This window comes from Sphingomonas psychrolutea (genome assembly GCF_014636175.1).
Lineage (GTDB): Bacteria > Pseudomonadota > Alphaproteobacteria > Sphingomonadales > Sphingomonadaceae > Sphingomonas > Sphingomonas psychrolutea.
This window is the reverse complement of the sequence record NZ_BMDW01000001.1, coordinates 85,101-98,435: the sequence shown is the minus strand read 5'-3', so window position 1 is coordinate 98,435 and position 13,335 is coordinate 85,101. Positions and strand designations below refer to the sequence as shown.

Here is a 13,335-nt window from a genome sequence, read left to right as displayed (position 1 = left end):
GAGTGACATGGCGAAGGCGAACACCCCTGTGGTTGCACCCGGCGACGGTCGGTTGGCGGGCAAGATCGCCGTCGTAACCGGGGCGGCCGGCAACATCGGCGGCTATATCGTGCGGCACTATCTCGCCGAAGGCGCAACGGTGGTGATGACCGGGCGCACGCCCGAGCGCACCGATGCCGCCGCTGAGGCAATCCGGGCGGAGACGGGAGTCGATACCGCACGGCTCGCGACCGTGGCGCTCGATGGCGGCGATCCGGAATCGGTCCGCGCAGGGGTTGCCGATGTGGTGAAGCGCTTCGGGCGGATCGATATCCTCGTCAACAATGCTGGATCGGCCGGGCCGAAGCAGCCGATCGAACAATTGCCGATCGACGCCGATGAGCTCGCCGCGCTGAAGAAAGCGGGCTCGACCGACGGAGAAACCGTCGGCGACGCGATCCGCAACATCTTCGGTGTCGCCTGGAACGTCTCGCGCGCGGCGGCGACGGCGATGGGCGAGGGTGGATCGATCATCAACATCTCGACGATCTTCTCGCGCACGCCGTATTACGCGCGCACGGCGTATGTCGTGGCCAAGGCGGCGATGAACGCTTTCTCGCGTGAATTGTCGCTCGAACTCGGCCCGCGCGGCATCCGCGTCAATCTCGTCTTCCCCGGCCCGATCGAGAGCGAGCGCATTCGCAGCGTGTTCGCGACGATGGACACGATGCGCGGCGACGATGCCGGCACCACCGCCAGCCAGTTCTTCGACATGATGTCGCTCGAACGCGCGACCGGCGGCAATGCCAAGGCCAAGACCTTCCCGACGCCGAGCGACATCGCGACGACCTGCGTCTTCCTTGGCAGCGATGAATCCGCCGCTTATAACGGCCATGATTTCGAAGTGACGCACGGCATGACGGTTCGCAAGGAAGCGCGCTCGACCTATCTCTCGCGCCCGACGATGCGGTCGATGGACGGGGCGGGGCTGGCGGTGCTGATCGCGGCGGGCGACGGCTGGCAGGAAGCGCTGGAGATCGCCAATATCCAGATCGCGTGCGGCGCACGCGTGCTGCTCGGCCTCACCCGCCAGGCCGATGTCGCGATCGCGCAAGCCCGCGCCAAGGCGGAGGGCGCCGACGACCGGCTGACGATCATCCGCTTCAACCGCACCGAGCCCGCCGCGATGGAGGCCGCCCTCGCCTCCTATACGCAGGAGTTCGCCGCGATCACTGGGGCGATGTTCATGCCGGTACTGGGGCCGGGCGAACTGGTCGGCGATCTGGTCGATGCAAGCGACGAGGATGTCGCAAGCTTCATGGACGTGGAGTTGGCGGGCAACATCGCGCTCGCGCGCTCGCGCGCACGCTCAGCCGCTATTGGAAGCGCAACGATACGCTGCTGCAGGAACCGCGCTTCGTGTTCCTGACCAACCCGAGCGACGGCAAGGGTGATGTCTATGCCCAGATGCTGCGCGCCGCGACCGAGCAGTTGATTCGCATCTGGCGCGACGAATCCGAGATCGACGTCGCGCACGGGCGGCGGCGGCAAGCCGAATGGGGCAACCAGATCGTCCGCTTCGGCAATGTTGAGGCGGAGAACACGCGCTTCACCGCGGGCCACGCCGCGCGGATCGTGCTCAAGGAAAGCAAGATCCGCGAAGTGACGCTCTACGTGCCGAGCAGCATCGGCGAGGCGACCGGATCGCGCAAAGCCATGCCGGGCTTCAGCGAGAACATCACCGGGCTGCATATGGGCAAGGTGGCGCTCATCACCGGCGGATCGGCCGGGATCGGCGGGCAGGTGGCGCGGTTGCTGGCGCTGGCGGGTGCCAAGGTGATGATCGTCGCGCGGCGCGAAAGCGAGCTCGCGGTGGCCCGCGCGCGGATCGTCAGCGAGCTCGAAGACATCGGCTTCTCCGGCGTCGAACGCCGCGTGCAGACGCTCGGCAATGTCGACGTCAGCAATTTCGCGTCGCTCAAAGGCGCGGTCGATGCGACGCTGAAAGCATTCGGGCGGATCGATTATCTGATCAACAATGCCGGCGTCGCGGGGGCCGAAGACATGGTCGTCGACATGAGCGTCGATGCCTGGAACTACACGCTCGATGCAAATCTGATCTCGAATTTCTTTGTGATGCACCACGTCGTGCCGCTGATGAAGGCGCAAGGGTCGGGCTATGTGCTCAACGTCTCAAGCTATTTCGGCGGCGAGAAATATCTCGCGGTCGCCTATCCCAATCGCGCCGATTACGCCGTCTCGAAATCGGGCCAGCGCGCGATGGTCGAATCGATGTCGCGCTATCTCGGGCCGGAGGTGCAGTTCAACGCGATCGCGCCCGGCCCGGTCGATGGCGATCGCCTCGCGGGCACGGGCGGCAAGCCCGGCCTGTTCGACCGGCGCGGCAAGCTGATCCTCGAAAACAAGCGCCTCAACGCGGTCCACGCCGCCGCGGTCAAGGCGCTGCGGCGCGGTGTGCGGGTCGAGGCGCTGCTGACGCGGCTGGCGCGCAACGATACCGTGCGGATGTCGCACGACACCAATGTCCCGCGCGAAATTCGCGATCTGGCGCTGGCCTGCGCGCGCGAGGGCGACGGCGTTTGCACCTGGGACCAATATCTGCTCACCGCGCCGATCGCCGCCGCGCTCGTTTCGCGGCTGCGGCAGGGCGGCTATTTCCTCGATGCCCCCGGCTGGCGCGACCGCGCCGATACGGCCGAGGCCAACGGCGGCTGGCTGCTCCGCACCCCGCCCGAGGATGCGCCCTTCCTCCCCGCCGAGAGGATCGCGGTCGAGGCCAAGAAAGTCGGCAGCGGCGTTTTGTCCAAACTCTATCTCGGCAAGATGCCGACCGAGGGCGACGTCGCGCAGGCGACGGTGTTCTTCCTCGCCGATCGCGCGGTGTCGGGCGAGACGTTCATGCCCTCGGGCGGCCTGTCGGTCGAACGTTCGACCACCGAGCGCGAACTGTTCGGCAGCCCCAAGCAGGAACGGCTCGATCAGATGCGCGGCAAGACGGTGTGGATCATCGGCGAACATCTGATCGATTACATCGCCGAGACCGCGCGCGCCTTCGTCACCGAAGCGCAAGTCGCGCGCGTTGTGCTGATCACGCGCACTGCGGAGGGGTTCGCGGCGCTGAAGGATGCGCTGTCCGATGTCGCAGACTCGGTCGAATCGATCGTCTGCGGCGATGTGGTCGAGGGCGCGATGGACCAGGCGATGGTGCAATGGGGCCGACCTACCACGGTTCTCTCCACCCCGTTCGAAGCGCTGCCGCAAAAGCTGTTCGAGCGCGACGATCCGCTCGATCCCGATGCGTTCCGCTTGCTCGTCGCCAACAATCTGACCAACCATTTCCGCGTTTCGCGCAAGGCCTCGTTGTACGATGATTGCCAATTGGTCCTCGCCTCGCCCGATGTGCCGATGGGCGACAAGAGCCCGGCCTTCGCGCTCGCCAATTTCATCAAGACGACGCTCCACGCCTTCACCGCGACGCTCGCGGTGGAGAATGAGCGGCTGGTGCACGACGTGCCGGTCAACCAGATCAACCTCACGCGCCGCGTCCAGTCGGAGGAGCCGCGTAACCTCGACGAACATCTCGAAGAGGTGAAGCGCTTTGCGCGTGCGGTATTGCTGGTCGGTGCGCCGCTGCCCGATGCCGAGGATTCGCGCTACCGCGCGCGGATCTATCGCGGCATGTCGATGACGGTGTGATGCAGTATCTCGGGTTCGAAAAGCCGATCGAGACGCTCGCCGCGCACGCGGCGGCGCTGCGGCGGAGCGGGGCGGGCGAGGCCGAGGCGGCGATGCTCGATGAGCGGGCCGAGCGGCAACTCGTCGATCTCTATGCGCGCCTCACACCGTGGCAACGCACGCAAGTTGCGCGGCATCCCGATCGCCCGCATTTCCGGCATTTCGTCGAGGGGCTGTTCGACGAGTTTCTACCGCTCGCGGGCGACCGCGCCTTTGCCGACGACACTGCCATTATCGGCGGCCTGGCGAAGTTCGAGGGGCGATCGGTGCTCGTCATCGGCCATGTGAAGGGCGAGGATACGACTTCGCGACTCCACCATAATTTCGGGATGGCGCGGCCCGAGGGGTACCGCAAGGCGATCCGGCTAATGGATCTGGCCGACCGCTTCGGCCTTCCGGTCATCACGCTGGTCGATACGCCGGGCGCCTTTCCCGGCATCGATGCCGAGGCGCGCGGCCAAGCCGAGGCGATCGCGCGCAGCACCGAGCGCTGCCTGTCGCTCGGCGTGCCGCTGATCGCGGTGATCGTCGGCGAAGGCGGATCGGGCGGCGCGGTTGCGCTGGCGGCGGCGAACCGCGTGCTGATGTTCGAACATGCGGTCTATTCGGTCATCTCGCCCGAGGGCTGCGCGTCGATCCTGTGGCGCGGCGCCGATCGCGCGCCCGATGCCGCCGAAGCGATGAAAATCACCGCCGCCGACCTGTTGCGGCTGGGGGTGATCCACCGCATCGTCTACGAACCCAAAGGCGGCGCACACCGCGATCATCCCGGCGCGATCAAGCGCCTCTCGCTGGCTTTGCGCGCCGAGCTGGACGGGTTGAAGACCCTCAGCCCCGCCGAACTACGGACCGAGCGCCGAAATTTCTTCCTTCAGCTCGGGCGAGGCTGATCGCCCGCCGCCAGGATCGCGCCAGCGCGGTCCTCGGGGCAAAGGATCAGCGCACGGCCCCGCGCGCCACGCCACCCGATCGATCCGGTACGGCTGCATCACGATTCTGGGGTTTGCTGCTTGGCTGATATGCTGCGCCGCTGAACGCAAGGAGGGTGTGTGATGGCGATTACCGATGCTCCGGGGAATGGGCTTAAATCTTTCTCGCTCCATGCCGGCGATGTGGCCGAACAGCCGACCTTTGCAGCACTCGCGGCGGAGCGGGATACGTTGCCTGCGTTCAGCGCCGCTGCGCTGGCGACCGCAGCGGTCGATCCCGAAACCGCCGCGCGACGCTATCTCGACCAAGCGCTCGACAGCGACAGCGCGCCCGCGTTCACGGCGCCGGCCAGCAATACCGGCACAAGCCGCTTCAAAGTGGTGGGAACCGAAACCGTCCCGCTGACCGGTACGAAGACGGTCAAGTTTCGCCAGACGCTGCACGATATCCCGGTTTACGGGTCGCTGGTCACGGTCGAGCTCGATGACGACAATGCACTGGTCAGCCTGAATTCGGCGCTGGGCGCGCCGACCGATATCACGCCGGTCGCAAAAATCTCGCCCGCCGAGGCCGCGGCCGCGGTGGAGGCAAAGCCGCCTTACGAGAAGCTGCTGACCGACATCGCGCCGCGGCTCACCTATTATTTTGAGGCGGCGCGATCGAAATGGCGCTTGGCGTTCATTTTCGAAGACGTCCCCGTCACGGCTCCGAAAACGCCTGGCACAAAGGTGGAGCCGGTTGCTCCGCGCTATTTCGACTATGTCGTCGATGCGCAAACCGCGCGCGTGATTGCCGAATTGCCCCGCACCCCAAGCATGGCGTCGCAAGTGCAGCAGGCACCCGACGCGCACAACGTCGTCCGCGACATTCGCGTCGAGGCCGTAGCCGGCCGCACCATTTTGCGCGACACGGTCTACAATATTACGACCTACGATTTCGGGTTTGGCGATCCGACCGTGAACGACTCGGCCTTGCCGGGGAGCGAAGTTTCGCCGGTCTTCCCGCAAGCAGCGGTCAGCGCGCACGCCAATGCGGCTGCAGTGGCCAGCTTTCTGCGCGAGGTCGTCCAGCGCAACAATATCGACGATCGCGGCGGCGCAATGGACTCCAGCGTCAATTGCGTCGTGCAGAACGAAAGCCCGGGCAATCAGATATGGCTCAACGCCTATTGGAACGGCCGCCAGATGGTCTACGGCCAAATTCGTGTGGGCAACGGGTTGCTGACGCTGGCCGCCGCGCTCGACATTGTCGGGCATGAGATGTTCCACGGCGTGACCGACCATACATCGCGGCTGGAATATGCCGGCCAATCGGGTGCGCTCAACGAATCCTATTCCGACATATTCGGCGTGATCATCGCCAATCGCGGCAAGCCCGACCCGCGGACCTGGAACTGGCTGATGGGCGATGGCTACGATAACGGTAAGCCGTTTCGCGACATGGCCAATCCGCCCAGTCGTGGGCAGCCCGACCATGTCCGCGATTTCAAAGTATTGCCGAATACGCGGCGCGGCGATTGGGGCGGCGTCCATACCAATAGCGGCATTCACAACAAGGCGGCGTACATCGTGCTGACGGCAGCCGACCAAAATGGACTGGTCTTTACGCCGGAGGATGTCGCCGCGGTTTTCTATGTCGCGGTGACGCAGCTCCTGTCGCGAACGTCGCAATTCGGCGATAGCCGTCGTTACGCCGTGAGCGCGGCACGATCGCTGTTCCGACGGTCATCGCCCGCCGAGCTGCAACGCAAGATCGCCGCGCTCGAAGCGGCGTTCACGTCGGTCGGGATCGTCTGAACTGCAACCGCTGCGGCGACGGTTGCCCATGACAAACGTCACTCGCATCGGCTGACATCCGGCAATGCCGCGCGCTGTCGCCCTGCCATAGACTCCTTGCAGAAGGAGATGCTCAGATGGTGCAGGATTTGTCCGCAGTCGCGACGCTGGAGGCGGTATCGAAGCGGCTTGGCGGTCGGCAGGTGCTCGACCGGTTCGAATTGGCGATCCGCGCCGGGGAAGTCACCGCGCTGCTTGGCCCCAACGGTGCGGGCAAGACGACCAGCGTCAGCTTGCTGACCGGACGCTTGCGACCCGATGCCGGCGAAGCGCGACTGTTCGGCCTCGATCCCGCCCGGCCCGCGGCGCGTGCGCGGATGGGCGTCATGTTACAGGCCGCTGGCCTGCCTGATGTCATGACCGTCGCGGAAATCGTTACGCTCCAATCGGGCTATTATCGCGACCCGCGTCCGCTCGCCGAAACGCTGGCGATCGCCGATATCGCCGATCTGGCAACGCGCCGCTGTGGCGCGCTGTCGGGCGGGCAGGCGCGGCGGGTGCTGTACGCGATGGCGATGTGCGGGCGGCCCGATCTGCTGGTACTCGACGAACCGACCGCGGGCATGGACCGTGCCGCCACGCGCGCGCTGTGGGGAACGATCCGCGAAGCGGCAAACGCGGGCGCGGCCGTGCTGTTGACGAGCCATGATCTGGCCGAGGCCGACATGCTTGCGGATCGCGTCATCGTGATCGATGCCGGGCGAATCGTCGCCGATGATACGCCCGCGGCACTCCGCGCGCGCGCTGGCGGCTCGGTGATCCGCTGCCGCTCGTCGCTGCCGCTGGCGCGCGTGGCGATCTTGCCGGGTGTGCGCGACGGTGCCGCCGACGGGGCCGAAGTGCGGATCGTGACGACCGACGCGGTCGCGACGGTGCGCGCGCTTTGCGGGGCCGATCCCGGACTTGCCGATCTGCGCGTCGCCGATGCCGCGCTCGAAGACGCCATCGCCGCGTTGCTGACGCCGGACCACAGGATTGCCGCATGACCGCGCTCGCTTCGCCGATTGGCGTCTGGAACCGCGAATGCATCGCCGAACTCAAGCGCTCGTGGCGGTTGCCGCAATTCATCCTGCCCTCGGTCATTACCCCTGCTGCGTTTTTCGGCCTGTTCACGCTGGCGATCGCCAAATCGCCACAACCCGGTGCAGTGGCGGCGATGTTGGCCGGATATGGCGTGTTCGCAGCGATCGGCCCCGCGCTCTTCGGCTTTGGCGCGGGCGTGGCGATGGAGCGCGAGCAAGGCCTGATCGAACTCAAGCGCGTGTCGCCAATGCCGGCGGGTGCTTATGTCGCCGCCAAATTGTCCGCCGCGATCACCGCAACCGCCGCCGCTGTCGCGCTGATCTACGCGCTCGGCATTCTCGGAGGGGTGCGGTTGAACGCCGCGCAGTGGATGCACCTTGCGATCGTGCATTTAGCATCGACAGTGCCGTTCGCGTTGATCGGTTTTGGCATCGGCATGCGGATGGGCGGGAAGGGCGCGGTCGCCATGGCCAATGCGCTGTTCCTCGGCTCGGCGGTGCTCGGCGGGCTGTGGATCCCCTCGGCGCTGCTGCCCGGTTGGATGCGCGGCATTGGCGAGGTGCTGCCGTCCTACCATCTCGGCCAGATCGCGCGCGGCATCGTCAGTGCGGATATGATCGGCACGACCGCCGGGCACTTGCTCATTCTGAGTGGCATCACCGCTGTCTCCGCCGCCTGGGCGTGGACCGGCTGGCGGCGCAGCCCGGCTTGACGGCCACCCTTCCGCCGCGCGACGAGAGCGTCATGCAGACCAAGACCGAACGCTGGTGGGATGGGCCGTGGCCATGGCTGATCTATCTCGGCTTTTACGCGATGCCGTGGCTGTGGCGTGCCCCGACGCAGCTTCAGCTGATCGTGTCGGTGATCGGCATCGCGGTGTTTCTGCCGACCTATTTCATCAGCCACCGGTTGCACGGGGTGCGGCTGCTCGGCACGATTGCGGTGATGTTCGCGATCGGCGCGCTGCTTGCGCCCTTCGGCGGGAGCTGGACGGTGTTCTCGGTCTATGCCGGTTCCGAAGCCGGTCGCTTGCGCCCGCCGCGCCACGCGATTGTCGTGCTCGCTGTCATCGCTGTGGCGACTGCCGCGGTCGGAATCGTCTGGGGGCAGCCGCTCTTGTGGTGGCTGACGGGCATCTTGCTGGTGGTGATGACCGGCGGCGCGACGATTTCGCGCGAAGCCTTTTACGCGCGTACCCAGGCCTTGCTCGCGACGCAGGAAGAGGTTCGCCGTCTCGCCGGCACCGCCGAGCGCGAACGGATCACGCGCGATTTGCACGACGTTGTCGGGCGCACGCTGACGCTGGTCGCGCTAAAGGCTGACCTGGCCGGAAAACTGGTCCGCTCCGACGCCACGGCGGCGGAGGCCGAATGCCGCACCATTGCGATGCTGGCGCGCGAGGGATTGGCCGAAGTGCGCGCCGCGCTTGCCGGGCAAGCCGGAGGCAGTCTGGCGCAGGAGGCAGCGGCCTCCAGCGCCGCGCTGGCGGCGGCATCGGTCAGCCCGCACCTCACCGGCGACTTTGCGGCGATTCCGTCGGGGGCGGGCGCGGTACTGGCGATGACGCTGCGCGAGGCGGTGACCAACGTCATCCGCCATGCCGAGGCACGCAGCTGTACGATCGATCTGGCGCTGACGGGACAGGAAGTTCGGCTGGCGGTGTCCGATGACGGGCATGGCCGTAGCGTCACCGAAGGGCGCGGGTTGACCGGTATGCGTCAGCGACTGCTGGCGGCGGGCGGGTCGTTGACGATCGACCCGAGCGTCGGCGGGCTGCGGCTGATTGCGACGGTTCCGGCATGATCCGCATCGTTCTGGCCGAGGATCAGGCGATGGTGCTCGGCGCGATTGCCGCCTTGCTCGACATGGAGCCCGACCTCACGATCGTCGGGCGCGCCGCCGATGGTGCCGCCGCGCTCGATCTTGTGCGCGCGCTGGCGCCCGATATCTTGCTGACCGATATCGAAATGCCGCACCTGACCGGCCTCGATGTCGCGTTGGCGTTGGCCGATCAGCGGCTGGCGACGCGCACCGTCATCGTCACGACCTTCGCGCGACCGGGCTATCTCGCGCGTGCGCGGGCGGCGGGGGTTCGCGGCTATTTGTTGAAGGATACGCCGGTCGAGCAACTCGCCGCCGCGATCCGCGTGGTTGCGGCGGGCGGCACCTTTATCCCGGCCGAGCTCGCGGCGTCCGCATGGGAGGCCAGCGTCGATCCGCTGACCCCGCGCGAACGCGATGCGCTGCGGTTGGCGGAGGAAGGGCTGTCGAACAAGGAAATCGCGCGCCGTCTCGATTTGTCGCCCGGCACGGTGCGCAACTATCTGTCGGACGCGGCGGGCAAGCTCGGCGCCGGCAACCGGATCGAGGCCGGCCGGATCGCCCGCGCTAATGGCTGGCTGTGACGCGCCGCTAAGCACTGCAGCGGCCCCGCGCAGTGGCGCGTGTCACGCGCGACAGGTGACACATGTCACTGCGCCGCCGTCCGCGCCCCGCTTAGCCATGGATCGATCCACACCGATTTGGGAGTTCGATTCCGATGAGACTGACTCGTGCAATCCTGTTGCTGTCGTGCGTTGCCGCCGGACCGGCGCTTGCGGAGCCGAAACCGGCCGCGCCGACCCAGACGCTGATCCGCAATGTCAGCGTTTTCGATGGCATCCGAAAACAGGGCGAACGCTCGGTGTTGATCGTGGGCAAGACCATCGCCGACGTGGATTACCGGGGGAAGGTGACCGCGACGATGCGGGTCGTCGACGGACGCGGCAAGACGCTGCTCCCCGGCCTGATCGACAGTCATGTCCATGCCTATGCCGGGCAGGATGACGCGCTGCTGTTCGGCGTCACCACCCAGCTCGACATGTTCAGTCCGCCCGAAGCGACTCGCGCCGTGCGCGACCGGATGGCGCGCGGTGAGAATGCCGAAGCATCGGATATCTTCACCGCCGGATATCTCGCGACGGTGCCAAAGGGCCATGGCACCGAATATGGGCTGCCCGTCCCGACGCTGACCAAGCCCGAAGAGGCGGATGGCTGGGTGGCGGCGCGGATCGCCGAGGGATCCGATTATATCAAGATCGTCGATGAACCGGGCACGGTGATCGGTCGGCCGGTCCCCACGCTCGATGTGGCAACCATCCACGCCTTGGTCGTGGCCGCGCACAAGCACGGCAAGCTGGCGGTGGTGCATGCGCAAACGCTGATGACGGCAACCGAATCGATCGAGGCTGGCGCAGACGGGCTGGCGCATCTCTTTGCCGATCGCGATGGCGGGGCGGCCTTTGCCAAGCTTGCCAAGGACAAGGGCGTGTTCATCGTGGTGACCTACGCCGTGCTGGAGGTGTTCAGCGGCCGGTTCGGGACGGCGACCTTGCTCGACCAGCCGGCCTTGTCGGGATTTTTGCCCAAGGCGGCGATCGGTACGGTGCGACAGGCGTTCGGGTCGGATCGTTCGGCCAAGCTCGACGCCATCGAAGCCGCAAACCTGGCACAGCTCGTCAAAGCAGGCGTGCCGATCCTGGCCGGGACCGATGCCGGCAATCCGGGGACGTGGTACGGGCTCAGCTTGCACCGCGAGCTGGATTTGCTGGTCAAGGGCGGCTTGTCGCCGACACAGGCGCTCTCCGCGGCGACCGCCGCGCCGGCCAAAGCCTTCCGACTCACTGATCGCGGGCGCATCGCCAGGGGGCTGAAGGCGGATCTTCTGCTCGTCGAAGGCGATCCGACCAGCACGATCGCCGCGGTCCATACTATCGTCGAAATTTGGAAGGATGGTGCGCCCGTCAGCGCGCTGCGCGCCGCGCGCCGTACCGCCATCTCCAACGAATCTGTCGCGGTGGCACCGCCGATCGCGCTGCCCGCCGACGGACGAATCGCCCGTTTCAGCACCGCGGGCGGGAAAGCGGTGATCACAGCGCCGTTTGGTGCTGGGTGGAGCGACTCGACCGATGCCATCGTCGGCGGAAGCTCGACCGTGGCGACCACGCTCGGCGGAACGGCCCCCACTGGCCAAGCGGCGTTGGTGCTGAGCGGCGCGATCAAGCCGGGCTATATCGCGCCATGGGCAGGCCTCGCCTTTTATCCCGCCGCTCAGCAATTCCGGCCCGCCAATCTTGCAGGCGCCAAGGCACTGCGTTTCTGGGCGCGGGGTAAGGGAAGAAGCTTCGCGGTTATGGGGTTTTCGACCACCGGTGGACAGCGGCCCAGCGTTGCGCCGATCACCGTCGGGGCGGATTGGGCCGAAATCACGCTGCCCTTTGCCGCACTGGCGAATTTCGACCCGAGCACTGCGCAAATGCTGCTGATCGGTGCCATGCAGCAAGACGGGCCGTTTCGTCTCGAAATCGCCGATGTGCGATTGGTCGCGCCATAAGCCTACAATAAGAGGCTGACATTGATGCCCGATCTCGGCAGGAGGGGAGGATCGAACGGGGGAGGGTGATGACGGCCGCAAGGTGCGTCGCGGAAAGTCGGGATGCGCGTGTACGGAGTAAAAACGATGCGGCGGGGACAGTGGCTGGCGATTGGGCTGGTCGGAACGCTGGTTCTGGCCGTCCTGGCCGGAGTCGCGTTGTTGGCCAGCAAATCGCTTTGGGTGTCGCGCCATACGCCGGCGAACCAGTCAGCCGTCGCCGCTGTCCGCGCGCCCGATCCGCGCCCATCGACGGTCGATTATGCGCGGCTGGAACAGCGCATCGCCAGCCTGATGCAGGATCGCGACATGGTCGGGTTGGCGGTCGGCACGGTCGAGCACGGACGGGTTCGCTTGCTGCGCGGCTTCGGATCGACGCTCGCGGGTTCACCCGGTGCGGTCACCCCCGACACCGTGTTCCGCTGGGCATCGCTCTCCAAAAGTGTCGCATCGGCGCTTGTCGTCGGGCTGGCGGCCAACGGAAAGCTCTCGCTTGATGCGCCGCTGTCGAGGCTGGGTACGACGCTGACGCTGCCCGGGGATTTTAGCCGGGTCACCGTGACCGACATCCTGTCGCATCGCACCGGTTTGGTCCGCGATGCGTGGGACGAGCGGCTGGAAGCCGGGGAAGACCCGAAACAGCTCCGCGCCGCGCTCGGCACGCTGGCGCCGTTTTGCGCACCGGGCACGTGCTACGCCTATCAGAACATCGCCTACGACACGGCGTCCGAGATCGTCGAGCGGGTGTCGGGTCAAAGCTATGCGACTGTCGCGCAAACCCGGCTGTTCACGCCGCTGGGGATGACCCATGCGAGCATCGGCGAGGCCGGTCTGGAGAGTGCTGCGAGTTGGGCGCATCCGCACCGCAAGGGACGCGTGCCGACGGTGGTGCGGGACGCCTATTATCGGGTGCCGGCCGCAGGCGGGGTCAATGCGTCGATCCGCGATCTTACCCGGTGGATGCTGGCACAGATGGGTGAGGCGCCCCGGATTTTGTCCTCTCAAATGCTCGACACCATGCATCGCCCGCGCGTGGCGACCCCGCCGCATGGGCCGCGCGGGCCGATGGACCGGGCGCTGCTCAACGCGTCCTATGGCCTGGGCTGGCGCAGTTTCACTTATGCCGGGCACGCATTAGTCGGGCACCGCGGCGCGGTCGACGGCTATGGCGCGCTGATCCTGTTCGACCCCGCCGAAAAAAGCGGCATCGTCATGCTGTGGAACAGCAACCAAAGCAAAGCGGCGCGGCTCCAGCTCGAGTTTTTCGATATGCTCTACGGCTTGCCGCGTACCAACTGGCTGGGGATGGGTACGCAGGCGGAGGAGGCGGAGGGCGGTTCGGGCGATGCCGCCGCGCCGACTCTGCCCGCGAAAGGCAGCAAGCGGCAAAAGTGAGATCGG

Annotated in this window: 10 protein-coding genes; all 10 read left to right on the top strand. The window is 66.5% G+C overall.

Going from position 1 to position 13,335, the window contains the following annotated elements:
* The first annotated feature begins 7 nt into the window (after window positions 1-7).
* Complete coding sequence (locus IEV62_RS18135) at window positions 8-1,408, top strand: SDR family NAD(P)-dependent oxidoreductase (RefSeq protein WP_229732735.1); 1,401 nt, start codon at window positions 8-10, stop codon at window positions 1,406-1,408.
* Window positions 1,399-3,696 carry an SDR family NAD(P)-dependent oxidoreductase gene (locus IEV62_RS18130; protein WP_229732734.1) on the top strand — a complete coding sequence of 766 codons (2,298 nt, stop codon included), beginning with the start codon at window positions 1,399-1,401 and terminating at the stop codon, window positions 3,694-3,696. The genes IEV62_RS18135 and IEV62_RS18130 overlap by 10 nt, the downstream gene beginning before the upstream one ends.
* Window positions 3,693-4,625 carry an acetyl-CoA carboxylase carboxyltransferase subunit alpha gene (locus tag IEV62_RS00465; protein ID WP_188444805.1) on the top strand — a complete coding sequence of 311 codons (933 nt, stop codon included), beginning with the start codon at window positions 3,693-3,695 and terminating at the stop codon, window positions 4,623-4,625. The genes IEV62_RS18130 and IEV62_RS00465 overlap by 4 nt, the downstream gene beginning before the upstream one ends.
* Before the next feature lie 162 nt (window positions 4,626-4,787).
* A complete protein-coding gene (locus tag IEV62_RS00460) occupies window positions 4,788-6,461 on the top strand; it encodes a M4 family metallopeptidase (RefSeq protein WP_188444804.1) in 1,674 nt (557 codons plus the stop codon).
* 116 nt (window positions 6,462-6,577) lie between these two features.
* Window positions 6,578-7,486 (top strand): ABC transporter ATP-binding protein, encoded by a 909-nt coding sequence (locus IEV62_RS00455; RefSeq protein ID WP_188444803.1) that lies wholly within the window; start codon window positions 6,578-6,580, stop codon window positions 7,484-7,486.
* Window positions 7,483-8,235 carry an ABC transporter permease gene (locus IEV62_RS00450; protein WP_188444802.1) on the top strand — a complete coding sequence of 251 codons (753 nt, stop codon included), beginning with the start codon at window positions 7,483-7,485 and terminating at the stop codon, window positions 8,233-8,235. Before IEV62_RS00455 ends, IEV62_RS00450 begins: the two co-directional genes overlap by 4 nt.
* Complete coding sequence (locus tag IEV62_RS00445; RefSeq protein WP_229732733.1) at window positions 8,232-9,326, top strand: sensor histidine kinase; 1,095 nt, start codon at window positions 8,232-8,234, stop codon at window positions 9,324-9,326. Before IEV62_RS00450 ends, IEV62_RS00445 begins: the two co-directional genes overlap by 4 nt.
* Window positions 9,323-9,928, top strand: a complete 606-nt coding sequence (locus tag IEV62_RS00440; RefSeq protein ID WP_188444801.1) for a response regulator transcription factor — start codon at window positions 9,323-9,325, stop codon at window positions 9,926-9,928. The genes IEV62_RS00445 and IEV62_RS00440 overlap by 4 nt, the downstream gene beginning before the upstream one ends.
* A gap of 134 nt (window positions 9,929-10,062) precedes the next feature.
* Window positions 10,063-11,895, top strand: a complete 1,833-nt coding sequence (locus IEV62_RS00435) for an amidohydrolase family protein (protein WP_188444800.1) — start codon at window positions 10,063-10,065, stop codon at window positions 11,893-11,895.
* A gap of 126 nt (window positions 11,896-12,021) precedes the next feature.
* Window positions 12,022-13,329 (top strand): serine hydrolase domain-containing protein, encoded by a 1,308-nt coding sequence (locus IEV62_RS00430; protein WP_229732732.1) that lies wholly within the window; start codon window positions 12,022-12,024, stop codon window positions 13,327-13,329.
* The last annotated feature ends 6 nt before the right edge of the window (window positions 13,330-13,335 follow it).

Bases quoted from the DNA above. Each gene is read 5' to 3' on its own strand.
- IEV62_RS00450 (WP_188444802.1), top strand. From the start codon at position 7,483: ATGACCGCGCTCGCTTCGCCGATTGGCGTCTGGAACCGCGAATGCATC.
- IEV62_RS00435 (WP_188444800.1), top strand. From the start codon at position 10,063: ATGAGACTGACTCGTGCAATCCTGTTGCTGTCGTGCGTTGCCGCCGGA.
- IEV62_RS00430 (WP_229732732.1), top strand. From the start codon at position 12,022: ATGCGGCGGGGACAGTGGCTGGCGATTGGGCTGGTCGGAACGCTGGTT.
- IEV62_RS00460 (WP_188444804.1), top strand. From the start codon at position 4,788: ATGGCGATTACCGATGCTCCGGGGAATGGGCTTAAATCTTTCTCGCTC.
- IEV62_RS18135 (WP_229732735.1), top strand. From the start codon at position 8: ATGGCGAAGGCGAACACCCCTGTGGTTGCACCCGGCGACGGTCGGTTG.
- IEV62_RS00440 (WP_188444801.1), top strand. From the start codon at position 9,323: ATGATCCGCATCGTTCTGGCCGAGGATCAGGCGATGGTGCTCGGCGCG.
- IEV62_RS00455 (WP_188444803.1), top strand. From the start codon at position 6,578: ATGGTGCAGGATTTGTCCGCAGTCGCGACGCTGGAGGCGGTATCGAAG.